Origin of the sequence: Streptomyces sp. NPDC020747 (assembly GCF_044334695.1) — a bacterium.
In the GTDB taxonomy this organism is placed as follows: domain Bacteria; phylum Actinomycetota; class Actinomycetes; order Streptomycetales; family Streptomycetaceae; genus Streptomyces.
Genome location: NZ_JBIRTJ010000023.1, coordinates 93,684 through 118,471, shown reverse-complemented (window position 1 = coordinate 118,471; position 24,788 = coordinate 93,684). Strand labels below are relative to the sequence as shown.

Sequence of the window (24,788 nt, the reverse complement as noted above, 5' to 3'; positions counted from 1 at the left end):
GCGGCGGGGGGGCGCGGGGGCCCCCCCCGGGGGGGGGGGGGGGGGGGGGCCCCGGGGGGCCCCCCGGGGGGGGGGGGGGGGGCGGGGCGCCCCCCCCCCCCCCCCCCCCGGGGGGGGGGGCCCCCCCCCCCCCCCCCGCGCCCCCCCCCCCCCCCCCACCGCCATGCCCAGGCCGCGATCTCCACACGGTTCCGCAGCTTCAACTTGGCCTGGATACTCGCCATATGGGACTTGACCGTGGAGAGCGAGACGAAGAGCTCGGCACATATCTCCTGGTTGGTCCGCCCGTCGGCGACCAGCCGGACCACATCAAGTTCCCGGCCCGTCAGCGGGCTTGACGACATCTCGGCCCGGACGGTGGGCCGCTGCTCGCCGATCCGTTCCAGGAGCCGTACCGTCACGGCGGGCGAGACCAGTGCGTCACCGCGCGAGGCCGCCCGTACGGCCTCCACCAGCAGCCCGGGTCCCGCGTCCTTCAGCAGGAACCCGCAGGCGCCGCCGTGCAACGCCCCGTAGACGTAGTCGTCCTGGTCGAAGGTGGTCACGACCACCACGCGCAGCGGGTCGACGGCCTTGGGACCCGCGAGCAGTCGGGTCACCTCAAGGCCGTCGAGCTTCGGCATCCGGATGTCGACGAGGCACACGTCGGGGCGCAGTTTCCTGGCCAGCTCCACACACTCCGCGCCGTCGGCCGCCTCGCCCACGACCTCGATGTCGGGCTGGGTATGGAGAATCAACCGGAAGCCGGTGCGCACCATTTCCTGGTCGTCGGCGATCAGGACCCGGATACGTCTAGCTGATCCGCTGGATCCACTGGACCTGTCGGCATCGGTCATTGGATCGGTCATGCGGGGGATCCTGTCACAGCGCCGCGCAGGGGGAACTCCGCGGTCAGCCGCCAACCGCCGTCCTCGGCCCGGCTCGCGTGCAGCGTGCCGCCGACGGCCTCGGTACGTTCGGTCAGCCCGACGAGGCCGAGCCCGCCACGCCCACCGAGCGGTTCGGCGTTCGGCGTCGCCTGCCGCGGCGGCGAATTGTGCACCTCCACCCGAAGCCGCCGTGCGGCCGCGTCGCCGTCGTCGCCCGCCATGCCGACCCGCACGGAGACGGACGGCGATCCCGGCGCATGACGGCGTACGTTCGTCAGCCCCTCGCGTACGACGTTGCGCACGGAGGTCTCCACCTCGGGGTCGGGCCGCGTCTGCCGGGCCTCGGCCGCGACCTGGAGGGTGGCGGGGGCATCGCGCTCCGCGAACGCGGCGACCAGTTCGCCCAGTTCGGCGAAGAGGTCCCCCGGCCGCACCGCCCGTACCTCGTCCTCACGCAGCACCAGGACCAGCTTGCGCATCGACTGCAGGGTCTCGGACCCGGCCTGCTCTATGTGGCTCAGCAGCGAATCCACCTGCTCGGGCGCGCTTTCGCGGATCGCACGGGCGGCCTGGGCCTGGACGATGATGCCGGTGACGTGGTGGGCGACGAAGTCGTGCAGTTCGCGGGCGAGTTCGAGGCGTTCGCTCTGACGGATGTCGGCGACGGCCCGCTTTCTGCGATGGTCGCGGCTGCGCAGATAGCAGCCGAGGCCGACGGCGCCGCCCGTGGGGAAGGTCAGGAGCAAGGAGAAGACGACGCTGCCGTCCCAGTCCAGCCGCATCGGTGCCGCGATCACGGCGACACCGAGCGCGGTGCCCAGCGCGGCGGCCGTCCAGGGCTGCGGTATGTCCTTCGTCGTGCGTATCAGCAGGAGCAGCAGACACAGCGTCTCCAGCAGACCCCAGTCGGGGTACTCCGGCGCCACCGACCTGAGAAGGGCCGCGGTGATCGCCCAGGAGGCGACCACCGCGGCACACGGACCCCAGGTCAGTGCGGGAGGCCGGCGCGGGAGCAGCAGCGCGCAGGCGGCCACGAGGCCCGGGGCCGCCCTCCACCACACGCCGTTCCCTTCGATTCCGGCGGTGGCCTGGATGCTGGCCGTGTCGAACACCCACAGCAGCGCCATGACCACGGCCAGCGTGGTGAGGGCGGTACGGCGGGACAGCTGGGAAAGGGGATTCTGATCGTTTCGGTCTCGCACAACTGGCAGCGTAGGCGCGGCCCCCGCGCCGCGGCCTCGGCCGAAAGGACGACGCGGCCGGGCAGAACCGACCGGTCGGCCGAGGCGAGGGGCCCTGCCCGGAAGACAGGTTGGAGGACATGAACCCCACAACGCCTGCTCCGCCGCCCATGTCGAACGGCCCCGTGTCGAACGGCCCCGTGCTGAACGGCATCGGTCTGACCAAGTCCTTCGGGTCGACCCGCGCGCTCGACGCGGTGGACATAGCTGTCGCCGCGGGCGAGTCCGTGGCCGTGATGGGCCCCTCCGGGTCGGGCAAGTCGACGCTGCTGCACTGCCTCGCGAACATCGAGCGCCCGGACAGCGGCGAGGTACTGCTGGCCGGTGAGCGCATCGACCAGTTGCGCGAGCCGCACCGCAGCGAGTTGCGCCGTACCCGCTTCGGATTCGTCTTCCAGTTCGGCCAGTTGCTGCCCGAACTTCCGGCGGTGGAGAACGTTGCGCTCCCGCTGATGCTCGGCGGGATGTCCCGCCGCGAGGCACAACAGCGTGCGGCCGGCTGGTTCGCACCGCTGGGCCTGACGGGCAAGGAGGACAGCCGTCCCGGTGAACTCTCCGGTGGCCAGGCACAGCGGGTGGCTCTCGCCCGCGCACTGGTCGCGGGCGCACAGGTCGTCTTCGCCGACGAGCCGACGGGAGCCCTCGACCAGACGACGGGGCAGGAGGTGATCCGGCTGCTGGTGGAGGTCACCAAGGCGCAGAACGCCGCCCTGGTCGTGGTCACCCACGACCAGTCGGTGGCCCGCTGGTGCGACCGCACGGTGCAGGTTCGGGACGGCCGGATCGTACGAGAGACAAGCTCCTCGTCCTCGTCGCGTGACTCCGCGGACGCCGGCATCGGAGTCACGCGATGAGGATGACACGGACCCTGGACCGTACGACCTGGACCCTGACCTGGCGGCTGCTGCGGGGCGGCGGCAGGCACGGCAACCTCGGAGTGGGACTCTCCGTGGCGGCCTCGGCGCTCTGCACCACGCTGCTGTTCCTGTGTGTCGGAGCCAACCTCGGTTTCGGCGAACGCGCCGCACACGCCGACTGGCGCACCCCCGCCGAGGCCGACCGCTCGCACGCGGTGGCCGTACAGGCGGTGGGCACCACCTTCGTCGACGGGGAGCCGGTGACCGTCGTCGACGTCGCCGCGCTGCCGGGCAGGCAGGGCGAGGCACCCGCGCCCCCCGGCATGCCGCGCTTCCCCGAGCCGGGTGAGGTGTGGACCTCGCCGGCACTCGGCAAGCTGCCGGGCAAGGCCACCACCACCGGCACGCTCGGCCGCGCGGCACTGACCAGGCCGGGCGAGAAGGTGGCAGTCGTCGGACACCGGGCCGGCGACCTCACGATGACGACGAAGCGCGGCACCGACCCACGCCGCCCGGGGGACATCGTGACGCCCACACCCGTCGCGGACTTCACCGGGAAGCACACGACGGACGGCATCGCCACCCAGTACCAGGACCTGACGAAGCTCGCCACGGTCCTGGTGATCGTGCCGCTGCTGGTGCTCGGCGCCTCGTCCGCCAGGCTGTCCGTCTCCCGGCGTGACACACGGCTGGCCCAGCTGCGGCTGGTGGGCGCGGCGCCGGGGCGGATCGCGGGGATGGCGGCGGCCGAGGCGATGCTGACGGGCGCGGCCGGAGCGGTCGCGGGCGTGCTGGGATACGTGGCGCTGTTGCCGCTCGCGGCCAAGATTCCTGTGGCAGGGGGCAGTTGGTACGTATCCGACCTGTGGGTGGGCACGCCCGTGCTGCTCGCCGTACTCGCCGGCGTGGTGCTGATGGTGACGGTCAGCGCGCTGGCGGGACTGCGTCAGGTCGTCGTGGGCCCGCTCGGTGTCGTACGTCGCTCACGTGCTCCCCGCATCATGGCCGTGCGCGCGCTGCTGTTCGTCGCCGTACTGATCGGCTACTGGCAGATCACCAAGAACAACCAGATCGGCATCAACACGGTGGTGTACAGCTGCGCCGCGGTCTTCGCGGCGATGTCCGTCATCGGCCCCTGGGTGGTCGGTGCGCTCGGCAGTCTCGTCACCGGACTGGCCAAGCGCCCGACGACACTCCTGGCAGGACGCCGACTGCTCGACGACCCCAAGTCCGTGTGGCGCGCGGTGTCGGGCCTGACGCTGGCGGGCTTCGTGGCAGGCTTCTTCGCCCTGTTCGGCATCGCCGGCGACTCTCCCTGGGGCAGCCCGGACCAACTCGCGATGTCCGTATCGAAGGAGCGGGTCGCGGTAGTACAGCAACAGGCCGAGGCCCGCCTGAAGCACGCGCACATCGACGCCACCACCGGCACGAACACCGAATGGGTCGCCACGGGTACGGGGGAGGACGGCGCAGTCCAGGTCACCGCGACCATCACGAACCCGGATCAACTGAACGCGGCCCGCGCCGCACTCACCGGCCTCGTCCCCGGCCAGTACCCGATCACCGGCACGGACGTCGCCTGGCAGTCGCGCCAGTTCGATGACGACTTCCACCTCTCGACCCTGGCCGTGCTCGGCGCGAGCTTCGCCATCGCCATCGCCTCGACAGGCATCACGGCCGCCTCATCCGTCCTGGACCGCCGCCGCGCCTACGGCCTCCTGCACCTGGCGGGCACCCCGCTACGGGTCCTGGACGCGGCCAGGCGCACGGAGTCGGTACTCCCCGGCGTCGTACTCACGAGCGGCGCGGTCCTCACCGGCCTGTTCTGCGCGGCGCCGCTGACGTTCGCCGGAGGTACCCCGCAGCTGGACGCCCGAGGTGTCACGCTCCTCGTCGGCTGCCTGGCGCTGGGCTTCACCGGTCTGGCCGGCGCGAGCGCGGCGAGCCGCCCGCTGTTGCGCAGGATGGTGAAGGACGCGGGCCCGCGCCCGGACTGAAGCATGCCTCCTCGGCCGACCGGGCAACCGGGCAAGGCAGTCCAAGGGACCGCGCCCTTCCCCGCGCCCCTCTCGGGGCGCGGGGCGCGTCGGCTCATGCCATCGTCAAGAACCTCTGCACCAGTGAGGCGAGCAGCAGCGCCAGCAATGGCAGTGAGAACCAGAAAGTGCTCTGCAGCCACTGCAGTTGACGCACGCTCGGGCGTACGGCCACCCGTACCACCTCGCGGGTCGTCAGCAGGAGGATCAGGGCGATCGCCGCGAGGCCTCCGACGACCGACCAGGGTGTCCAGGTCACCTGGGGGCCGATCGGGCCGGGGTCGGGCTTGGCGACCTTGCCGGCGGGCTGTTTGCGCAGCGTGTAGATGGTCACGTCACCGTTGGTGAACGCCTTGCGCAGCTCCGGCCGGGCGTCGAGGTTGTGGACGAGCCGGGTGTCCCAGGTCTTGGAGTAGCCCACGTCCAGTTGGAGATAGGTCACCTGGCTGCGGTTGACCATGAGGAACGAGTTCGGACCAGCGTCCTTGAGGGACTTGACCAGGCCCGACACCAGGACCGGATCGGGCGGCGCCAGCGTCGGCAGGTACTCCACCTTCTCCATGTCCCTTGCGCCCCACGGCATCGCGGGCGTCACGTTGTTCACCGTGTCGTCGCTGAGCCACAGCAGCCGTACGGTCGGCTTGTCGTGCGCGTACACGTACTCCATGCCGGCGACCTCGCCCGGCCGGATCCGCTCGAACGGCTCGTTGCCCCAGCGTGCCACCAGGAAGCCGCCCATCAGGACGAGACCCGCCATCAGGGCGGCGAGCGGGGCGAGGCTCACCCGGTCCTTGTCCCGTTCCTTCGCGGTGACACCGGTGCGCGGGAAGAGGGCGAGCGCGGCGAGCAGGGCCGCCCCCGGGAGGGCGAACATGAAGACGCGCAGCGCCATTTCGCCGCCGTACGACTGCATGCCGAAGCCCAGGAACGGGACGAAGGTGAGGACCAGCAGCGACCGCTCGCGGTACTTGTGGTCGCGCCGCCGCCACCAGCCCCAGCAGGCCAGCGCCATCACACCGCCGGCCAGCACGACACGCGCGTACAGGACGAGCTTGTGGGTCGAACTGCCTTCCCCGATACGGCCGGAGACCGACGAGGACACATTGCTGCCCACGCCGCCGACCCCGCCGAACAGCTCGTCGAAGTGCCCCGACCAGTACGGCTCGGCGAGGAAGCCGATCCACACGGAGACCACGACGGCGAACAGGATGGGCAGGCCCCGCAGTTCGGAGCGGCCGACCAGGACGAGCACCGCGAGAACGCCCAGCATCACGAACGGCGTGAGCTGGTGCGCCGGGACGGTCGCCATGAACAGCCCGATCAACACCATGAGCAGCACGGCCCGTTGGCGCCGGTCGGTCGGCTCGACCTCCAGCTCGCCGGGCCGCGCCTTCGTCCACAGCACCCGTGGTGCCCGGAACCACACGAGCAGGATCGCCACGAAGACGAGATAGAGGAGGTACGTGAAGCCCTGCGGCGAGAAGTAGTCCTGGCCGACCCAGCCGCTGAGCACGAAGATCCAGATGCCGGTCCACTTGGCCCGCCAGCTCGCGCGCATATGGCGTACGAGCAGGAACAGCGGTGCCAGATAGAGGAGTTGCATGGCCGTCGGCCACCAGCGGATGACCTCGGTGAGGTCGTTGACCCCGCAGGCCTTCGTGACGAACGCGGCCACCGCGAAGAAGCCGGGCCAGCTCCAGCGCGCGTCCAGGTCGGGCACGGCCGACCCGGTCCGGTCGATGTAGTCGATGAACCCGAGGTGCTGCCAGGCCGTCGCGAACCGCGGCTCGGTCTCGATGACCGCGGGCAGGGCGTGCAGTGACACCACGGTGGCCAGCAGTGTGACCAGCAGCAGGGCCCGGTGCTCGTGGCGCAGCCAGAGCAGCGAGGCGAACACCGTCACCAGCAGACCGGCCCCGACCAGCGTCGGCGTCGGCAGCACGGAGACCAGGCCGAGCCCGCCCATCCGGTCGAGATCGCGCTCCCCGAGTCCGGCCGCGGGCACCCAGTACAGGACCAGCGCGGCCGTCAGCAGTCCGCCGAGCACCACCCCGAGCCGGGTCGGCCGCAGCCGCTCCCACACGGACACCGGCGGCGCGGACGGACCGGACTGACCGGGCGTACCGGACGATCCACCCGCTTCGAGCGCGAGCGGCGAAGACCCCTTCCCGCGCACCGCCCCCGACGCGCCGTACGCGCTCCGTTCGCGGGAGCCCTCCGACTCGTACTCGTCGCCGGCCCTGCTGCCCACCGACGACTCGAAGGGAGCGTCCACCTCGACCTCGGACGGGCCGAGGGAGGTCTCGGAGCCGGGTTCCCGTTCCTCGACGGGCAGGCCCACCTCCACGCGGGGGGCGGGTAGTTGGAGGGGCGCCTTGAGCGCCCAGGTCGGCCGGTGGTCAGGACGCGGCTCGCTCCGGTGCTCCGGCCGTTCGACCTTCGGCGTCCCGACGGGCGGGGTCCCAGGACCGGGCCGTACGTCCGGGCGCCGCTCCAGGTGGTCGAAGTCCAGCTGCACACCGAGCGCCAGCGTGTCCGTGTCGAGCCGCTGCGCCCAGGCCGGGCCGCGCCCCTTCTTCGGCGTGCTCTGCTGCGACACGGGCACCTCGCGGGCACCCAGGTCCGCCAGGTCGCCGTCGGGAGCAGCGCCCTCGGGCACGGCGTCGGCCGGCGCGGTCCTGACGATCCGGTACAGCCTCGGCGCGGCGAGCGCCACGATGACCGCGAGGCTGGAGATCTCCGCCACGCCCGCGCCGACCAGGCCCATCCGGGGCAGCAGGATCACCGTGAGGCCGAGTACCAGCAGGCACAACAGGCCCTGCAGCCAGGCGAGTCCGGAGGTGCGGCTCTGGGCGCGCAGCACCGCGAAGTACGTCTCCATGACGACCCGCAGCACCGCGCCGACCGCGAACCAGCGCAGCAACGGCGTCGCCGCGTCCGCGTACCCCTGGCCGAACACGCCGAGTATCCACGGCGCCCCGAAGAACAGGACGCAGGCCACCGGCAGCATGATCCGTGCCATCCGGCGCAGCGCGGCCCGGGTGTTGGCGGCGAGCCGCGCCGGATCGTGCGAGCCCTCGACGGTCAGCGAGGCGCCCATGTTGATGGCGAGCAGGTTGACCGTGCCGCCGATGGTCGTGGTGATGTAGAAGTACGCGTTGTCGGTGGAACTGACCTGCGCGGCGACGATCACCGGGACGAGGTACACCACGGCGAGCGAGAACAGCGAGCCGGTGTAGTCGCCCGCGAGGAACCGCCCGATCTCCCTCGTGGTGGGCGCCTCGGTGTGCTCCGCGGTCGCCTTCACATGCCGCGGCACCAGGCGGCGGAACACCAGCCAGCCCAGCGGCAGCACGGACACCGCGATGGCCGCGACCCACGACACGAAGACGCCCATGGTCGGGACCGCCGCGGCGAACGCCACCAGCAGCACCAGCTTCACCGCCGAGAACACGGTGTTGCCGACCGGCACCCACAGCGCGCTGCGCAGCCCGGTCAGCACCCCGTCCTGGAGCGTCAGCACCGACCAGGCGACGACGGCCAGCACGAAACCGACGGCGATCGGCGGGCTGTGCAGGAAGCGGTACGAGGAACCCCAGAGGCTCAGCGTGAGCAGGAAGACGCCCGCGGCCAGCGCCACGACCACCGAACTGCCCGCGTACGTACGGAAGATCAGCCGTCCGGTGCCCCGCCCCGCGACCGGGATGAAGCGGGCGAGAGCGCCCGTCAGCGTCACCGCGGTGAGCCCCGCGAGGAGCTTCATCGCGGCGATCGCGGCGGAGCCCTGGCCGACCGCGGACTCGGAGTAGTACCGGGCGGCGGCCAGCCAGAAGCCCAGCCCCAGTACGGCGGAGATCCCGGTGTTCAGCATCAGGGCGTAGGCGTTCCGGAACAGCGGGCTGCCTCCGGACGACCGGCCGAGGCCGGGCAGGCGAAGGCGGCGCCCGGACCGCTCGGGTGCCTCGGGCGTGGGAGTGTCGGCCTGGGCCGTGGTCGTGTCAGACACGGGAACGGATGGCCTTCCGGCGAACCTGTCGTGCTCTGCGGACCATGGCGTACCCCTTGGTGAGGGCCCGGTCCCTGGCGAAGGTACGGGCGATCGCGCGGCCCTCCACGAGCCGCTCGAACTCCTCGATACCGGTGCTGCGGCGCACGGTGACCCGCCGCAGCGCGTACGGCCCCTGGCGGCGCCGCGCGAGGCCGTTGCCGACGGCGAGCGCCTGGGCGAACCCGGCCTCGCGCACGATCCGGCGCACCCGGCCGCTGGAGTAGCCGTACGGGTACGCGAACGACGCCGGACGCGCGCCCAGTTCGCCGGCGACGATCTCCCGGCAGCGCAGCAGCTCGAACCGGAGCGCCTCGTCGGTCAGTTGGTCCAGCTGCGGATGCGTGTGGCTGTGGCCGCCGATCTCGACGTCCGCGCCCGCGAGTGCGCGCACCTGGTCCCAGTCGAGCATCTCGTCGAGGGCGCCCCCGCTGTCGTACGCCCCGCGCAGCCAGCCGGTCGTCACGAACAGCGTGGACGCGAAGCCGTGCTCGGCGAGCACGGGCAGCGCGTGCCGGTGCACGCCCTCGTAGCCGTCGTCGAACGTGATCAGCACCGGCCGGCTCGGCAGCGGCTTCGACGCACGCCAGCACTCCGCCAGAGCGGCGGTGTCGACCGGCGTGAACCCCAGGTCGCCGAGGAGCGCCATCTGTTCGGTGAACGCCTCGGGCGCCACGGACAGCTCCCGGGTCGCGTCGTTCGGCGCGGTGGCGACGGAGTGGTACATGAGAATCGGCACGCGCGCGTCACGCGGGTCACGCGGATCATGTGAGTCACTCATCGTTCGGCCCCCTCGATCTGCACGACCGAGAACGTGGCCCCACCCCTGCGTGCCCGGACGCTGCCGAGTACGTACCCGCCCGCCGCCGTCACCACTCCGGTCACGATGGCCGCCGCCCGGCCCGCGCCGCCGGGGCGGGCGAGCAGCGCGTCGCGCAGCCCGCGCGCGACCCCGGCGGGCAGCACGCGCGTGGTGTACCGGCGCTCGGACTCAAGGCCCTTGCCGGCGCCCACACTCCGCGCGACCAGGGCCTTCGACAGGCCCTCGGCGTACGTACGCGTACGGAAGTACGCGAAGTGCTCGCGCGCCTCGGGCACCCGGTGGTGGATCACCGCACGGTCGTCGATCAGCAGGATCGCCTCCGGCCGGGCGTGCGTGAGGCGGATGCACAGCTCCGTCTCCTCGCAGCCCAGCGGACGTTTGTCGCCGTCGCGGCCGATGCCGGTCGCGAAGCCGCCCGCCGCGTCGAAGGCGCTGCGCCGGAACGAGGCGTTGCCGCCGAGCACGTTGCGCACCTGGACCCGGCCGGGCGGCAGGCCCTTGTACGTGCAGCCCACGACCCAGTCGAACTCCTCGGGGAACCAGGCCGGCCGGCGGCCCGACGCCCAGATCGGCACCGTACGGCCGCCGACGGCCATGACCAGCGGATCCTCGTACCCCTCGGCGAAGTGGAGCAGCCAGTCGCGCTCGGCCACCGCGTCGTCGTCGAGGAAGGCGATCACGTCGCCGTACGAGGCGGCGATGCCGGTGTTGCGGCCCGCGGAGAGGCCCCGGGGGCCCGCGTTGGCGAGCACCCGAACCCCTTCGGTCTCCTTGTACTCCTTCGACAGCCGGTCCAGGAGCGCCTGGTTGTGGTCCACCACCAGGAGCGTCTCCAGGGCCGGCCTGGACTGCGCCCGCACCGAGGTGACCGCCGCGAGGATGTCCTCCCAGCGGTCCTCGGTGTAGACGCAGACCACCACGGAGATGTCCGGAGTTCTCAAGACACCTCTCCCGGACCGGAGTTGAGTGCCACGGCGTGCGGACGACGGCGCAGCGAGCGCCGGTTGGAGCGCTCCTTGAGGATCACCTTGAGCACCCGCAGCCCGTCCCGCACGGCCCGCAGATTGCTGGAGCCGTGGATCCGGAGGTACTCGTGGCTCGGTATCTCCTGGACCTTGAGCCCCGCCTTGACCACCCGGATGTTCATCAGGGTCTCCACCTCGAAACCGGTGCAGTCGAGGTCGATCTTGTCCAGGCAGTGCCGCCAGAAGGCGTTGTAGCCGTAGCAGAGGTCGGTGTAGCGGGCGCCGAACTTGGCGTTGACGGCCGCGCACAGCACATGGTTGCCGAGCTTGCGGATCGGCGTCATGTCGGAGGTGCCGCCGCCGTTGGCGAACCGCGACCCCTTCGCGAAGTCAGCCCCGGAGACCAGCGCGGAGACATAGCTGACGATCTCGTGGCCGTCGGCCGAGCCGTCCGCGTCGACCATGACGATGATGTCGCCGGTGGACGCCTCGAACCCGGTGATCAGGGCGTCTCCCTTGCCCTTGCCGACCTGCTTGACGACCTTGACGTCGGGCCACAGTTCGCGGGCGACCTCGACGGTGTTGTCGGTGGAATTGCCGTCGACGAGAACCACTTCGTGGATCCATCCCGGCAGTGTCTTGAAGACGTACGGGAGATTCTCCGCCTCGTTCATGGCGGGAATCACGACGCTCACCGGAGGCGCTATGGCCAGGTGAGTCGATATGGGCCGGTACTTACTGGCTGTGAGCGGATCCTGGCCCGAAACCGCCGGGCGCACAACAGAACTCATGAGTCTGGTCCCTCTCGTCCGGTGGACCGCCCGCCCCTGGGCGGTCCGGCATTTTGTCCGGTTCGAAAGGGGGGTTTTGTCACTTACGGCATGCCGAAATCGATCTCCGTGCAAGCCGGGTGAGCTGGCAAAGCTGGCCGACTGACTGGGTCGGTCGCGCGGCGGCACTCGGCACAAAAGCGGTTACCGAGCACGGCACCCCCCTACCGCGCCCCGCGCCGGGCCCTCTTCGCGATCCTGAGCCCTCCCCTGAATCGCATGTGCGTGATGGTCCGATGCGGGTGGATGTACGACGGTATTGATGATTGAGACGATATGGCAAGACCTGGAACGTGGCCTCACGTTTTTGTTGGTTTGGACGTTACCTAACGGCCCGAGCGGATCTTCCCCATCCGCTTGAGCGCTTTGTCGGCCGGCTCGAACAACTCCGGCCGCGACAGCACCACGTTCCGCAGTGCCCGGACCGGGGCGCGACGCGCCCTGTGCCCGAGCGCCACGGGATGGCGGCGCGTGACCAACCCCTCGGACACGGCGAGTTCGCGTGTCTTCAGGGAGTCCTTGTATTCCTTCTGCCCCCGGCCGAGATCCAGATAGGCGATGCCGTCGGCGGCAGCCGCCTCGGCCATGCGCAAATGCAGGACAAGGCCGGGGGAGTACTTGGAGAACGCCGGGTCGTACGCGGGGAACCAGCACGCCAGGACGCGCCCGGAGCGCAGCCCGAAGTGCGCGGCGATCGGCTTGCCGCCCGCGTAGAGCACCGACAGGATTCCGGCGAACGGCTCGGAACGGGTGTGGAAGAGCTGGTGCGTCAGCCGGGTGATCCACGGCTGCGCGAAGCGGTCGCTGCGTCCCGTCCTGCGGTACTGCGCCGACTTCCACCCCATCAGCGTGAGCAGCGCCTCGGGATCACGCTCGTCGTGCACATAGCGCACCTCGCCGTGATCGCGGCCGAGCCTGCGGTCCTTGGCGAGCGTGGTCCGGGTGAACTTCGGTGACCGGGCCCGCAGTTCGGCGAGATACGTCTCGTAACCCCGGTCGACGTCCATGACCGGGGAGGGGAAGGTGCCGGAGGCCTCGGCCTCGAACGGCTCCTGGCCCTCCACCAGATGGTCGAACTCCCACACCGCGAGCCCGCAGGCCCGCAGCAGCTCCCGTGCGTCCCAGGTGAAGCCGGGCCCGTGGACGAGGCCCTGACAGTCGGAGACACCCAGGCCGACGGCCCGGCCGACGCCGGCGGTGGTTCTCTGGAACGGGAAGAAGGCCACCGGTTCGCCGCGCTCTCTGACCACGGCGATCCGTACGCCGCGCCGGCAGCGTCCTACGGCGAGCGTGAACTCCGGTGACAGGAACGGGTTGGCGAGTTCCGGCGAGCCGTGCAGATGCGCCTTCGACTGGAGGGCCGACCACGCCGCCCGGTCGGCGGCGGTCAGTTCGCCTGGGCGGTACACGCTGATGTTCACGTCAGGATGCCCGTCTTCTCACCGTACGGCCACGGAACCGCCGTACCAGGACCAGCAGGAGAATGAGGGAGCTGAGCGCGGCCACGGCCGCGATTCCGCCACGGACCGACCACCGGTGCACCGCGAGCATGCCTTGGGCGACCAGGAGGTTGAGAGCTACTGCTGCTGACAGGGACGCCACGGTACGGCCGAACGGTTCCATGCCGCGCAGTGCGATTCCGACCGCGGTTCCCGGAGCGGCCAGCAGGAAGAAGAGCGCGAACGGGGCGCGCAGTGGCGAGTCCACGTCGGTGAGGGCCAGCACGGCTCCGACGCCGGCGATGGCCACGGCGGCGCCCGCGAGCAGGGGGAGCAGGTCCCTCCCCGGATCCTGGTCCAACCGCTCGTCACCACCCGGTGGAGATGGGTCCGATGAAGATGGCTTGATACGTAAGGTCTGCATTGGCGACTTTGCCCCCCGACGCGCCGGATGCCGGGCTTCAATGTGGCCCAGCGCGGCCCGGGGCGTCAAGACGAGGGCGCCGTTGATGTTTGGCCGCGGCGTCGTTGTGGCTGGTCGCGCAGTTCCTCGCGCCCCTAAAAGCTAAAAGATTGCGCAGTTCCTCGCGCCCCTAAAAACCAAAAGACTGCGCCGTTCCCCGCGCCCCTCAAGAGGGGCGCGGGGAACGGCGGCTTGCGTGTTACGGGACGATCTTCAGGAGGCGGTTCGGGGAACCCGTGCCGGGGCTGGTCACCACGCCGGTGGTGGCGCCGTTCACGAGGGCCGTGGCCACCTGGGCCGGGGTGGCCGAGGTGTGGCCGGCCAGGTAGACGGCGGCCGCGCCCGCGACGTGCGGGGTGGCCATGGACGTACCGGAGATGGTGCTCGTGGCGGTGTCGCTGGTGTTCCAGCCCGCCGTGATCGACGAACCGGGGGCGAAGATGTCGAGGATCGAGCCGTAGTTGGAGTAGCTGGCCTTGGCGTCCGTGCTGGTGGTGGCGCCGACCGTGATCGCCGTGGCGACGCGGGCCGGGGAGTACGAGGAGGCGTTGGCGCTGCTGTTGCCCGCCGCGACCGCGTAGGTCACGCCGCTCGCGATGGAGCCGGCCACCGCGTTGTCCAGCGTGGTGGAGGCGCCGCCGCCGAGCGACATGTTGGCGACCGAGGGGCCACTGTGGTTGTCGGTCACCCAGTCGATGCCCGCCACGACACCCGCGGTGGTGCCGGAGCCCGAGTTGTCGAGCACGCGGACCGCCACGATGTTCGCCTTCTTGGCGATGCCGTAGGTCGAGCCGGCGATGGTCGTGGCGACGTGCGTGCCGTGACCGTTGCCGTCCGAGGCGGTGGTGTCGCCGTCCACGGCGTCGTAGCCGTAGCTGGCCCGGCCGCTGATCTGCGAGTGCGTGATGCGCACGCCGGTGTCGATGACGTACGCCGTCACCCCGCTGCCCGCCGTGTCCGGGTAGGTGTACGTGCCGGAGAGCGGGAGTGCCGCCTGGTCGGAGCGGTCCAGGCCCCAGGGGGCGTTGGACTGGGTGGTGTCGGTGACGTGCACCGTCTGGTTCTGCTCGACCACGGCCACCGACGGGTCGGCTGCCAGTCTCTTGGCCTCGGTCGCGGACAGAGTCGCCGTGTAGCCGTTCAGCGCGGCGCCGAAGGTCTTCTTGACCGTGCCGCCGTACTCCTTGATCAGGCCCTTGCCCTCGGCCGACGAGGCCTTGAAGTCCACGCCCTTCTTGAGCGTGACGATGTAGCTGTCCTTGACGGCGGTGGGGGAGTCCGCCGCGAGGACCCGGCCCTCGGCCGGTGCGGCCTGGGCGGGAAGCGCGGTGACGGCGCCGAGCAGAGCGGCGGTCGCCACGGAGGTTATCGCGGCGATCCGGATCTTCTTGCTACGCAGCTGTGCCATGCGAGGGAGTCCTCCTCATAGGCGGCGTGCGCCTGGGTGGGGCGCACGTCTGTGGGGGATGCGCGCGTGACCGCACGCACAACCAGGAGCGTCGCGTTCCGCTACCGGTTGAGACATCAGCGTGATCGATCCACGGGTGCAGCTCAAGGGAGTTGACGCTTTGTCACGCGTCTGTCATGAACACGCAATCGAACTCACAGTGAACACACAGCGGGGGTTCCGGTAGGTCCTGAAAAGTCTTGGCATGGACACTTCCTGTCAACACGCGTAGCTGCTACGAAAGTTACGGCAGAGATCCTGCTAAAGGGAGGTTCCATGAGACGTTCCCGACTTACGGCATACGTGACCTCGCTCCTCCTCGCCACCGCCTTCGCCCTCACCGGCGCGACGACGGCCCAGGCGTCCCGGCAAGCCGCCGCCACGGGCTATGTGGCCCTCGGCGACTCCTATTCGTCCGGTGTCGGCGCCGGCAGCTACATCGGCTCCAGCGGCGACTGCAAGCGCAGCACGAAGGCCTACCCCTACCTCTGGGCGGCCGCCAATTCACCCTCGTCGTTCAGCTTCACGGCCTGCTCCGGCGCTCGTACGGGTGATGTTCTGGCGAACCAGCTGGGCCCGCTCGGCTCCGGCACCGGCCTCGTCTCCATCAGCGTCGGCGGCAACGACGCGGGCTTCTCCGACGTCATGACGACCTGTGTCCTGCAGTCCGAGAGCGCCTGCGTCGCCCGCATCAACACGGCGAAGGCGTACGTCGACTCGACGCTCCCCGGCAAGCTCGACTCGGTCTACTCGGCGATCAGCGCGAAGGCCCCGGCCGCCCATGTGGTCGTCCTGGGCTACCCCCGGTTCTACAAGCTGGGCGGCAGCTGTCTGGCCGGCCTCTCCGAGACCGAACGGACCGCCATCAACAACGCCGCCGACTACCTGGACAGCGCCATCGCCAAGCGCGCGGCCGACCACGGCTTCACCTTCGGCGACGTACGCCCCACGTTCACCGGTCACGAGATCTGCTCCGGCAGCGCCTGGCTGCACAGCGTCAACTGGCTGAACATCGGCGAGTCGTACCACCCGACGGCCTCGGGCCAGTCGGGTGGCTATCTGCCCGTCCTCAACGCCTCGGACTGATCACCGCCGAGGCCTGACCGCTCCGTTCGGCGCGAGCGCCTACTGAGCGTCCGGGGAGGAGGTCCCGCCCGTCGGGACCTCCGTCTCGCACGTCACCGAGAAGGCCACCTGGTCCGAGTTCGTCTCCACGGGGCTCCGGACCTCGACACCGATCTTGTTCTCGTAGGTCCCCGACGCGTCGTACGTCGTCACGATGACCGTGTTCTGCTTGGTGTTCCCGCCGTTCGCGGGGAACGAGAGCGTCTTCCAGGTCGAGTCCGACACCTCACCCTTCTCCGTCACCCAGCGGTACTCCACGTCCGCCGGCACGACCGCCACCGTGAACGTCGCCGTGAAGGTCGGCGCCTCGGCTTCGGGCGGCGGGCAGGCGCCGGTGTAGTCGGTGTGCGAGCCCGAGACCGTGACCTTCACGGACTGGGCGGGCGGCTTGGTGGTCTGGCCGCCGCCGGTGGTCGAACCGCCGTCGCTCCCGTTCGAGCCCGAGCTCTCGGTGGCCGTGCCGCCGTCCGTGCCGCCCCCACTGCTCCCGTTGCTCCCGCCGTCGTCACCGCCGCCCGTCGAGCCGCCGGTGCTCGACCCGCTGTTGGTGGTGTCGTCCCCGCCGCCTCCGTCGTCCCGGTTGACCAGGGCGTACGTCAGTCCCCCGAGCGCGATCGCGAGCGCGGCCAGACCCGCGATCACCACGATCGTCGCGCGCCGCGGATGGGCGGGCCCGGTGGTCGTGGTCGTCGCGGACGGCGCCTGCCGGGACCCGTAGGAGGGCTGTGTGTAGGCGGGCTGTGCATAAGCCGGACTGGGGGTCGGCGGGGTCGGGGCGGGCTGCGGCAGCGCCGCGACCGTCGGCGCGTAGGCGGCGCCGCCCGTACGGGGTGTGTCGCCCGCCGCGACGAGCCGGAGATCCCGTTCGGCGTCCTCCGCCGACACCCGGTCCGCCGGGTCCTTGCGCAGCAGGCCCTCGATCACCGGAGCCAGCGGCCCCGCGCGCAGCGGCGCCGGCAGCTCGTCCTCGACGACCGCCCGCAGGGTGCTCAGCGGGGTGTTCTGGCGGAACGGCGAGTTGCCCTCGACCGCCGCGTAGAGGAGCACACCGAGCGACCACAGGTCGGACTCGGGTCCAGGCGTACGCCCCAACGCCCGTTCCGGGGCGAGGAATTCGGGCGAACCGATGACCTCACCGGTCATGGTGAGCGCCGAAGTGCCCTCCACCGTGGCGATCCCGAAGTCCGTGAGGACCACCCGGTCGTCGTTCGACAGCAGCACGTTGCCGGGCTTTACGTCCCGGTGCAGGACCCCCGCCTCGTGCGCGGCCCGCAGCGCGGCGAGCACCTCGGCGCCGATGTGCGCGGCGCGCTGCGGCGACATCGGGCCCTCGGCGTCCAGAAGGTCGGAGAGCGCGATCCCGCGGATCAGCTCCATCACGATCCACGGGCGCCCGTCCTCCGTCGCCACGTCGTAGACCGTCACCACATTGCGGTTGGCCACTCGGGCCGCCGCCCACGCCTCGCGCTCCAGCCTCGCGTACATCCGCTCGGCGTCCGGGCCCGGCAGCCCGCCCGGGGCCCGTACCTCCTTGACGGCGACCTCGCGGTGCAGCACCTCGTCATGGGCACGCCAGACCGTCCCCATCCCGCCCTCGCCCAGCGGAGAGAGCAGACGGTAGCGCCCCGCGATCACTCGTTCACCAGCTGGTTCCTCAGACACGGGCGCCCCCCATCAGCATCCGCACGATTCTGAACAAAAGTAGCTCAACCGAGCACGGTTGCCGCCCCCCTGAACACCAATCCAGCCCCAAGGGCCACCACGACGAACGCGGATCCGATAGGCACGGTCCGCCGGAGCAGGGCCGCGGTCCGGCCGCCCGACCACCGGGCGCCGTTCTCGATGGCCTTCGCGACCCGGCTGCCGATCTTGACCACGGCGAACCCGGCCGCCGTGAGCGTGAGCGCGAGCCCCGCCCCGAAGGCGAGTACGAGCAGCAGCCCGAACCAGGCCTTGCCGAGCGCGGCGGCACCGACGAGCACGACGACCGCGGAGGGACTCGGTACGAGCCCGCCGGCGAAGCCGAGAAGAAGGGTGTCCTTGAGCTTGAGAGAGGGGGAGTGGGAGTGGGTGTGCGGGTGGGGATGGGAGTGGTGGCCGTGACCGTGATCGTGGGGGGCGTCGTGGTCGTGGGCGCGGGAATCGTCGTGGTCGTGGGTGTCGGACGGGCCGTGGTCGTGGGACGGCGCGTGATCGTGGGTGTGGGACGGGCCGTGGCCGTGCGTCTGCTTGTCACCGTGTTCGTGGTCGTCCCTGTGTGTGTGGACGCCCTTGTGGCCGTCCTCGTGCCCCTGCGCATGCGCAAGAACAAGCGCGCGATCCTGACTGTGGGCGTGAACGTGGCCATGGCTGTGGCTGTGCCCATGGCTGTGACCGTGACTGTGTCCATGGCCGCCGTGGGAGTGGCTGTGCCCCTGTCCGCGCTGCCGCCAGGCCCGTCGTGCGAGGGTCGCGCCTGCCAGCATGACGATGACGCCGCTCGTCACGCCCAGCCAGGCGATCACCGAGGGCGCGGCGGCCGAACCGGCGGCGACCAGGATGCCGAGGGCGACCACGCCCAGCGTGTGGGTGACGGTCACGGACATGGCGAGCGGCATCACGTCGCGCATCGTGGCGTTGCCGCGGGCGGCGGCCGTGGCGGCCATGATCGTCTTGCCGTGACCGGGCGCCAGTGCGTGCATCGCGCCGAGCAGCACGGCGATGCCCAGGGCGAGCGCGGCGAAGCCGAGGGTCAGGTCCTGGCGGGACACCAGGTCGTCCAGCGCGCGGGTGAAGCGGTCGGCGCCGCGCGGCAGGATGGACGAGCCGGGCGCCTCCGAGTTCTCCTCGACGAGCGCGGGACCGCCGGGGCGGACGCGCAGCGAGGCCGTCGCCGTGTCCGCCGGGGACGACAGCAACTCCTTGGGGTACTCGGTCAGTTCGTGCGAGACGGACTTCGTCGGTACGTCCGAGGCGGTGAGCGTCATCCGGTCGCCGCGTGCCGTGACCTCGCGCCAGCCGGGGCCGTCGTCCACGGAGGCGTGGAAGCGCACGGACACGTGCTTCTCGGTCTTCTCCGGCAGCTGGGCCGTCCAACGGCACTCCACCCGGAGGGTGTTGAGCCCGGCCTGACCGGGCCGCACGTGGGCGACGCTCTTGCCGACGGTCAGCGCGACGGCCTCCCCATCGACGGTCACCCGGCTCTTGTCGGCCGCCGTCGCGCACCGCTCCCGGGCCCAACTCTCCATGCCCGCCTCGTCGATGGCGGGCTTGGCCTGGGTCGCCGGGATCTCCGCGAGGTCCTCCACATGGTCGACCCGCACCTTTTCGGGACCGATGACGAGTCCGTCGTACCGGTTGACGGTGAAGTTCCCGAGCGGATGCGCCGACGCGGAACCGGCGGGGACCAGGACGAGCGCGCAGGCCGCCACCAGGACCGCCGCACCGGACGCGAACACGCGGCGGCGCAGGGCCACTTGCCGGGCCGGCCGGACGCGGAGGCCACGCGCGGGGACGGTGCTCACTTGGCACCGCCCAGCGCCGTCAGGGTCTTCTCGGCCAGCTTCGCGCCCACCGGCGAGAAGCCCCGGTTGAGCTTGAGCGCGGCCGACAGACTGCCGCGGGCCTCCTTCTTGTGGCCCGTGGCCTGTTCGATCATGCCGCGGTGGTAGAGGAACGTCGCGTCGCGGTAGCCGGTGGCCGTGGCGCGTCGCGTGTAGGGAAGGGCCTCGTCGTCGCGGCCGTTGACGTGCAGGGCCCAGGCGAGCGCGTCCGCGGTGTGGACGGTCTCCCGGCGCTCCCACTCGGCTTGGGCGGCGCGCAGGGCGGCCTTGCGGTCGCCGTGGTCCGCCGCCGCGAGGGCCGTGTCGAGGTCGGCGTTGACGCCGTTCGCCCGGGCCAGCGCGGTCCAGGCGTTGACCAGGGCGTACTGGGCGCGGGCCTTCGCCTTGTCTCCCTCGTCCCCGCGGGCCTCGTACAGCTCGCCGAGGACGACCAGCGGGCCGGGGAGCGGGAAGCGGGCCACGACGTCCTCCATGCCGGTGATCGCGGCCTTGCGGTCGCCGTTCGAGGCCTGCGCCCTGGCACGGCCCTCCATCGCCGGGAGGTACACCTTGTCGGCCCGCAGGGCCTGTTCGTAGTACGTCAGCGAGGTCTTGTACTCGCCCTCGCGCCAGGAGAGCTGTCCGAGCGCCGTCGCCACGTACGCGATGTCGCCGGGGGTCGAGGCGCTGGCGAGCGCCTGCTTCAGCACACGCCGCGTGGCCGTGACGTCGCCGCGCAGCTCACGTACGTAGGCGTAGCGGGTGAAGACCGGGATGCCGGGGCGGCGGGCGTCGGCCTGGTCGGCGGCCTTGGACGCCTCCTTGTAGCGGCCGAGTTCGACCAGGGCGTCGATCCGTGTCGACAACGCCCGCTCGTTGTACGGGTTCTCGTACAGCGCCTTGTCCGCGTACCGCAGCGCGTCGGGGAAGTCGTGCCGGGCCGCGGCCAGCGCCGAACGGCCCGCGAGCGCCGGGTCGTTGTCCGGCATCAGCTTCAGTGACCGGTCCAGCGCGCGTTCCGCCTGCGGATAGCGGGACGGGTCGCCGTTCGTGCGCGCCTGCTCGATGTAGGCGGCACCGAGTGTGGACCAGCCGCCGTAGTCCTTGGGCTGTGCCTTGAGGTGGGTCTGCAGTGCGGAGATGCTGGAGGCAAGGCTTCCGGTGGCCAGCAGTTCAGGAGCGAGACCGGGCGCGGACGCCACCGTACGCACGCCGTCGTCGTCCTTGTTGCCCAGCACCACGGCCCCGGCGGTCATCGCGACGGCGATGGCGGCAGCGCACGCGCCGAGCCGCAGCATCCGCGCCCGCGGGGACTCCGGACTCCGCTTCGGCCGGTCGGGCCTCTCGGACCGGTCGGGCTGTTCGTGGCTGTCCTCGCCCTCGGGCGGCGGGGTCACGTCCGCGCGATCGTTCTCCGGCGCGTCCTCGTTCGTACCCGGGGCCATGCCCTCTCCTCAATCTCCTTGATGGAAGCGGTGGTTCGGGGGGAGCGGCGCGGCCCGCGCGCCGTGGGGGACGGATACGCGCGGGCCACGCCAGTCGGAGTGCGGGTCAGTAGGCCCGGCGGCGGCTGCGCCACCACAGGAGACCCGTGCCGATGAGCAGGAACCCGGCCGCGCCCGACGCCGCCGAGACGGCGATCAGGGTGGTGTCGTTCATGCCGGCCACGCCACCCGTGGTGCCCGCGGGCTGCAGTGCGTCACCGAGCTGGTTGCGGACGTCGTTCGTGCCCGTCGTGCCCTTGGCGAGCGGACCGCGCGAACCGGAGGTCGGCAGTGCGACGTACGGGAACGCCTTCTCGAACTTCTGGTCGTTCTTGTCGACCGCGTCGCCCAAGTCGTTCTTGGCGCCCACGAGTTCGCCCTCGACGACCTGCAGCGCGATGTCCAGCACGTCGTCGCCGAGCCGGCGTCCGTTCGGGAAGCCCGCGTTGTCACCGTCCAGCACGCCGAGCCGCTTCTCCTTGGCCGCCGGCTTGATCGAGGTGTTCAGACGCAGCATCTCCGAAGGAGTCACGTGAGGCGGCTGGTTGAGCTCCGGCACACCCTTCAGGAACACGTCGACCAGGTCGTTCCTGGGCTCCTTCGGGGCCGGGATCTTGTAGATCGCCTCGATGAGCTTCGGCAGCTCGGGGTTGGTGACGTTCTCCAGGAAGTCGGCGTCGTACTCGGGCTCGGACGCGTTGAACTTGTCCTTGTCCTTGATCGGGTTGACGACCTCGTTCACCAGCGGCATACCGAGGCGCGAGACCTGCCGGTACTCACCGCTCGCGCTCCTGCGCTGGGTCGTCGACCAGATGCCCACGATCGGCTGCTCGGCCGACTCCTGGATCATGTCGCTCGGCAGCTGGAGGGCAACGGAGTTGACGTTGTACTCCTTCAGCGTGTCGTTGCCGACCTCGGACAGGTTGCCGCCGTACAGCAGGTCGAAGACGCGCAGGTCCAGGAAGAACGGGTCGTCCGCCTGACCGGCGAACGTCTTCGCCCCGCCCGGGAGTTCGTGCACGGCCTGCTCGCGGAGCTTGGCGTAGTCCGGCATGGACGCCTGGCCGACGTTGGACGGGGCGACCGGCACGTCGTCCGCGTACGTCGACTTCTTGACCAGATGCCCGCCCTTGCGCTGCAGCAGGTCGATGTCGTAGGTCTGCGTGATGTTGAGGTCCGGGTCGTCGAGGCTCTCGACCGGACCCGTGTTGTACAGGAAGGTCTTGTCGTTCTTGACGTGCGTCTTGAACGTGTAGCGGAAGACCAGGTCTTCCTTCGCGTCACCGTCGTTGTCGATGTTCAGGTCGTACTGGGCGTCCTCGGCGAACGTGAAGAAGTTCGGCCCGCCCGCCGGTTCCTCGAACGGGATCCAGTTGGCCACGAGCGTCGTGGTGTCCGGATGGTCCGGACTGACGAACGCGTACACGTCCGTGTTGTCGAACTGCGGCTGCCCCGAGATGAGCGGAGCCTCCCGGTGGCTGGACGCGCTCGCCGTCCCCGGTCCGAGCGCGGTCACGCCGACGGCCGCGAGCCCGCCGGTGGCCAGCGCACCGCAGACAAGGGTCGCGAGGCTCCTGCGTCCCACGAACCCGCTGGTGAAAGGTGTCATGCCGTCCGTCCTCTGTCCCAAAGCTGTGTCCCGGCGGTGATGTCCGCGAGGAGTGACCCGTCGACTGGTCTCTCCCGCTCTCGTTCCGCGTCGGTTGGTGTTGCCTGATGCACGCCATTCGGAGCGGTCGGTCGGAAGGATTGGTTCGGGATTCACCCGCGTTTTCGAGCAGTTGATCCGTAACCCCATCCGAAGGCGTTCCGGCGCCGAATACGTGAGGATGAGACGGGCCGTTCAATGGCCGGAGAGGGGGAAACAAGTGGAGGCGGACGAACTTCTGGTGCTCGTGGCCGGAGGAGACCAGAAGGCCTTCGAGGATTTGTACGGGTTGGTGTCCGGGCCGGTGTTCGGGCTGGTACGCCGCGTGGTGCGGGATCCGGCCCAGTCGGAGGAGGTGGCCCAGGAGGTGCTCCTCGAACTCTGGCGGTCCGCCGGACGCTACGACCCCGGCCGCGGCAGCGCGTTGTCCTGGGTCCTCACCCTTGCGCACCGCCGGGCGGTGGACCGGGTCCGCAGTGCCCGCGCCGCCGGGGAACGCGAACTGCGCATGGCCCGGCGTTCGAACGGTCCCGCCTTCGACCAGGTCGCCGAGGAGGTCGAGGCAGGCCTCGAACGAGAATGGGTGCGCCGCTGCCTGGACCGGCTCACCGCACTGCAACGACAGTCCGTCACCCTCGCCTACTACGACGGCTACACGTACCGTGAAGTGGCCGAACGGCTCTCCCTGCCGCTCGGCACGGTCAAGACGCGCATGCGCGACGGACTCACGCGGTTGCGCGACTGCCTGGGAGGTGTCGCATGACCAGCCTCTTCCGGCGGAGTGATCTGCACTCCCTGGCCGCCCCCTACGCCCTGGACGCTCTGGAACGTCATGAGCACAAGCGTTTCGAGAAACACCTGAGGCGCTGCGACAGCTGCGCCGCCGAGGTGCGCGCGCTGCGCGAGGACGCGGTCCGCCTCGCCTGGTCCACGGCCGCCCCGGCACCGGCCGCGATGCGCGACCGGGTCCTCATGGCCGTACGGACGACCCCTCAGGAACCGGCGGCCTTCGCCCAGCCACCGGCTCGGTCGATCACGGACCGGTACGAGGAGCGGGCGCCGTCGCGGGCCCGTCGCTCGTCCTTCTCGCCGTTCCTCATCCCGCTCGCGTCCACCACGGCCGCGGCCGCCCTTGTCGTCGCCGCGCTGTTCGGCATGCAGGCGGCCCGCACCCAGGACCAGCTGGCCCAGGAGCGGGCCCAGTCACGTGAGATAGCACACGTCCTCGCCGCGCCGGACGCCCGCGCGAGCACCGGACGCGACGCGAACGGACAGGGCATGAGCGTCGTCGCGTCCGCCTCGCAGCGCACCGCGGTGGTGACCGCGGCAGGACTGGGTACACCTTCGAACGGAAGGGTTCACCAGCTGTGGCTCATGCGACCGGAGGAGAAACCGCGTTCCCTGGGACTGCTCGACGGCGACACGCCCTTGATTGCCACCGGGCTGAACACGAACGCGACATCACTCGCTGTCACCGTCGAGCCGTCGGGAGGTTCAGTGCAGCCAACAACCGCACCGGTTGTCCAACTCGCCCTGGAATCAGTTGGATTCGGAGAGTAACCGTCAACACCCTTACCGGAAAGGTGAATCCCGCGCCCGGGATACACGGGTGTGGAGAGGGAGCGATAGGGTTAACCTGCCCGGGCCGGGTGCCCTCGTATGGGTGGGGAGTGACATGGAACAGATAACAGTGCGTGGCAGGGCGCGAGTCCCTGCGATCACGTGTGGCAGCACCGCGACCAGTTCGCGTCTCGACCGCCATCTCTCGGTGATGGGTGGCCCAGCCATCCCTCAGCGCGAGGCGGCAGAGGCGACGGACCTGATGCGCGAGCTCACCGCACGTGACACCGCGCACGACCGCACCGGCAGGGGCGCGCGAGTGAGGCGAGTCTCGCTCTTCGCACCGCTGCGCCGGCTGCGCCGTTCCCTGTTCGGCGGCCGCTGAGCGGCCTCGGCCGCTGACAGGCGGCCGAACCCGAGCAGGACCCCGACCCG

The 24,788-nt window shown here is 70.8% G+C and carries 18 protein-coding genes and 1 pseudogene; 6 read left to right on the top strand and 13 right to left on the bottom strand.

Going from position 1 to position 24,788, the window contains the following annotated elements:
* Nucleotides 1-152: 152 nt before the first annotated feature.
* Together ACH4YP_RS43275 and ACH4YP_RS43270 are read right to left on the bottom strand one after the other, a co-directional pair.
* Nucleotides 153-836, bottom strand: a pseudogene (locus tag ACH4YP_RS43275) (response regulator); the annotation flags it as partial.
* Between the two features lie 8 nt (nucleotides 837-844).
* Complete coding sequence (locus ACH4YP_RS43270) at nucleotides 845-2,071, bottom strand: sensor histidine kinase (protein WP_398496736.1); 1,227 nt, start codon at nucleotides 2,069-2,071, stop codon at nucleotides 845-847.
* A 119-nt stretch (nucleotides 2,072-2,190) separates the two neighbouring features.
* On the opposite strand from ACH4YP_RS43270, the gene ACH4YP_RS43265 reads away from it, so the two are divergent.
* Both ACH4YP_RS43265 and ACH4YP_RS43260 read left to right on the top strand, forming a co-directional pair.
* Nucleotides 2,191-2,964: an ABC transporter ATP-binding protein gene (locus tag ACH4YP_RS43265; RefSeq protein ID WP_398496734.1), complete on the top strand. Its 774-nt coding sequence runs from the start codon at nucleotides 2,191-2,193 to the stop codon at nucleotides 2,962-2,964.
* Nucleotides 2,961-4,964 carry an FtsX-like permease family protein gene (locus ACH4YP_RS43260; RefSeq protein ID WP_398496732.1) on the top strand — a complete coding sequence of 668 codons (2,004 nt, stop codon included), beginning with the start codon at nucleotides 2,961-2,963 and terminating at the stop codon, nucleotides 4,962-4,964. Before ACH4YP_RS43265 ends, ACH4YP_RS43260 begins: the two co-directional genes overlap by 4 nt.
* Before the next feature lie 94 nt (nucleotides 4,965-5,058).
* On the opposite strand, the gene ACH4YP_RS43255 is transcribed toward ACH4YP_RS43260, so the two are convergent.
* The 7 genes from ACH4YP_RS43255 to ACH4YP_RS43225 form a co-directional block, all read right to left on the bottom strand.
* Entirely contained in the window at nucleotides 5,059-9,009 is a 3,951-nt protein-coding gene (locus tag ACH4YP_RS43255; RefSeq protein WP_398496731.1) for a polysaccharide biosynthesis C-terminal domain-containing protein, read from the bottom strand.
* Nucleotides 9,002-9,829 carry a polysaccharide deacetylase family protein gene (locus ACH4YP_RS43250; RefSeq protein ID WP_398496730.1) on the bottom strand — a complete coding sequence of 276 codons (828 nt, stop codon included), beginning with the start codon at nucleotides 9,827-9,829 and terminating at the stop codon, nucleotides 9,002-9,004. The genes ACH4YP_RS43255 and ACH4YP_RS43250 overlap by 8 nt, the downstream gene beginning before the upstream one ends.
* Complete coding sequence (locus ACH4YP_RS43245; protein ID WP_398496728.1) at nucleotides 9,826-10,812, bottom strand: glycosyltransferase family 2 protein; 987 nt, start codon at nucleotides 10,810-10,812, stop codon at nucleotides 9,826-9,828. Before ACH4YP_RS43245 ends, ACH4YP_RS43250 begins: the two co-directional genes overlap by 4 nt.
* A complete protein-coding gene (locus ACH4YP_RS43240; protein ID WP_361068825.1) occupies nucleotides 10,809-11,627 on the bottom strand; it encodes a glycosyltransferase family 2 protein in 819 nt (272 codons plus the stop codon). Before ACH4YP_RS43240 ends, ACH4YP_RS43245 begins: the two co-directional genes overlap by 4 nt.
* A gap of 365 nt (nucleotides 11,628-11,992) precedes the next feature.
* Nucleotides 11,993-13,087 (bottom strand): GNAT family N-acetyltransferase, encoded by a 1,095-nt coding sequence (locus tag ACH4YP_RS43235; RefSeq protein ID WP_361068828.1) that lies wholly within the window; start codon nucleotides 13,085-13,087, stop codon nucleotides 11,993-11,995.
* Between the two features lies 1 nt (nucleotide 13,088).
* Nucleotides 13,089-13,466 (bottom strand): hypothetical protein, encoded by a 378-nt coding sequence (locus tag ACH4YP_RS43230; protein WP_361068831.1) that lies wholly within the window; start codon nucleotides 13,464-13,466, stop codon nucleotides 13,089-13,091.
* Nucleotides 13,467-13,767: 301 nt separating this feature from the next.
* A complete protein-coding gene (locus ACH4YP_RS43225) occupies nucleotides 13,768-14,976 on the bottom strand; it encodes a S8 family peptidase (RefSeq protein ID WP_398496726.1) in 1,209 nt (402 codons plus the stop codon).
* A 315-nt stretch (nucleotides 14,977-15,291) separates the two neighbouring features.
* Between ACH4YP_RS43225 and ACH4YP_RS43220 the strand changes: the two genes are divergently transcribed.
* On the top strand, nucleotides 15,292-16,101 hold the full coding sequence (locus ACH4YP_RS43220; protein WP_398496724.1) for an SGNH/GDSL hydrolase family protein: 810 nt from the start codon (nucleotides 15,292-15,294) through the stop codon (nucleotides 16,099-16,101).
* A 39-nt stretch (nucleotides 16,102-16,140) separates the two neighbouring features.
* Here ACH4YP_RS43220 and ACH4YP_RS43215 read toward each other — a convergent pair whose 3' ends face one another.
* From ACH4YP_RS43215 to ACH4YP_RS43200, 4 genes are all read right to left on the bottom strand, one after another.
* On the bottom strand, nucleotides 16,141-17,802 hold the full coding sequence (locus ACH4YP_RS43215; RefSeq protein WP_398496722.1) for a serine/threonine-protein kinase: 1,662 nt from the start codon (nucleotides 17,800-17,802) through the stop codon (nucleotides 16,141-16,143).
* Between the two features lie 44 nt (nucleotides 17,803-17,846).
* On the bottom strand, nucleotides 17,847-19,595 hold the full coding sequence (locus ACH4YP_RS43210; protein ID WP_398496740.1) for a sulfite exporter TauE/SafE family protein: 1,749 nt from the start codon (nucleotides 19,593-19,595) through the stop codon (nucleotides 17,847-17,849).
* 44 nt (nucleotides 19,596-19,639) lie between these two features.
* Nucleotides 19,640-21,106, bottom strand: coding sequence for a tetratricopeptide repeat protein (locus ACH4YP_RS43205; protein WP_398496720.1), 1,467 nt, complete (start codon nucleotides 21,104-21,106; stop codon nucleotides 19,640-19,642).
* A gap of 106 nt (nucleotides 21,107-21,212) precedes the next feature.
* The gene (locus ACH4YP_RS43200; protein WP_361053557.1) at nucleotides 21,213-22,754 is read right to left on the bottom strand and encodes a DUF4331 domain-containing protein; all 1,542 of its coding nucleotides are present in this window, start codon (nucleotides 22,752-22,754) and stop codon (nucleotides 21,213-21,215) included.
* 259 nt (nucleotides 22,755-23,013) lie between these two features.
* Here ACH4YP_RS43200 and ACH4YP_RS43195 point away from each other — a divergent pair, with 259 nt between their 5' ends.
* From ACH4YP_RS43195 to ACH4YP_RS43185, 3 genes are all read left to right on the top strand, one after another.
* Nucleotides 23,014-23,556 carry a sigma-70 family RNA polymerase sigma factor gene (locus ACH4YP_RS43195; protein WP_055616860.1) on the top strand — a complete coding sequence of 181 codons (543 nt, stop codon included), beginning with the start codon at nucleotides 23,014-23,016 and terminating at the stop codon, nucleotides 23,554-23,556.
* Nucleotides 23,553-24,353 (top strand): anti-sigma factor domain-containing protein, encoded by an 801-nt coding sequence (locus ACH4YP_RS43190; RefSeq protein ID WP_398496717.1) that lies wholly within the window; start codon nucleotides 23,553-23,555, stop codon nucleotides 24,351-24,353. The genes ACH4YP_RS43195 and ACH4YP_RS43190 overlap by 4 nt, the downstream gene beginning before the upstream one ends.
* A gap of 115 nt (nucleotides 24,354-24,468) precedes the next feature.
* Nucleotides 24,469-24,738: a hypothetical protein gene (locus tag ACH4YP_RS43185; RefSeq protein WP_361053550.1), complete on the top strand. Its 270-nt coding sequence runs from the start codon at nucleotides 24,469-24,471 to the stop codon at nucleotides 24,736-24,738.
* The last annotated feature ends 50 nt before the right edge of the window (nucleotides 24,739-24,788 follow it).

What these genes read in the sequence shown, in the direction of transcription:
- ACH4YP_RS43265 (WP_398496734.1), top strand. Translation starts at nt 2,191, where the DNA reads ATGAACCCCACAACGCCTGCTCCGCCGCCCATGTCGAACGGCCCCGTG.
- ACH4YP_RS43260 (WP_398496732.1), top strand. Translation starts at nt 2,961, where the DNA reads ATGAGGATGACACGGACCCTGGACCGTACGACCTGGACCCTGACCTGG.
- ACH4YP_RS43250 (WP_398496730.1), bottom strand. Translation starts at nt 9,829, where the DNA reads ATGAGTGACTCACATGATCCGCGTGACCCGCGTGACGCGCGCGTGCCG.
- ACH4YP_RS43240 (WP_361068825.1), bottom strand. Translation starts at nt 11,627, where the DNA reads ATGAGTTCTGTTGTGCGCCCGGCGGTTTCGGGCCAGGATCCGCTCACA.
- ACH4YP_RS43225 (WP_398496726.1), bottom strand. Translation starts at nt 14,976, where the DNA reads ATGGCACAGCTGCGTAGCAAGAAGATCCGGATCGCCGCGATAACCTCC.
- ACH4YP_RS43220 (WP_398496724.1), top strand. Translation starts at nt 15,292, where the DNA reads ATGAGACGTTCCCGACTTACGGCATACGTGACCTCGCTCCTCCTCGCC.
- ACH4YP_RS43205 (WP_398496720.1), bottom strand. Translation starts at nt 21,106, where the DNA reads ATGGCCCCGGGTACGAACGAGGACGCGCCGGAGAACGATCGCGCGGAC.
- ACH4YP_RS43200 (WP_361053557.1), bottom strand. Translation starts at nt 22,754, where the DNA reads ATGACACCTTTCACCAGCGGGTTCGTGGGACGCAGGAGCCTCGCGACC.
- ACH4YP_RS43190 (WP_398496717.1), top strand. Translation starts at nt 23,553, where the DNA reads ATGACCAGCCTCTTCCGGCGGAGTGATCTGCACTCCCTGGCCGCCCCC.
- ACH4YP_RS43185 (WP_361053550.1), top strand. Translation starts at nt 24,469, where the DNA reads ATGGAACAGATAACAGTGCGTGGCAGGGCGCGAGTCCCTGCGATCACG.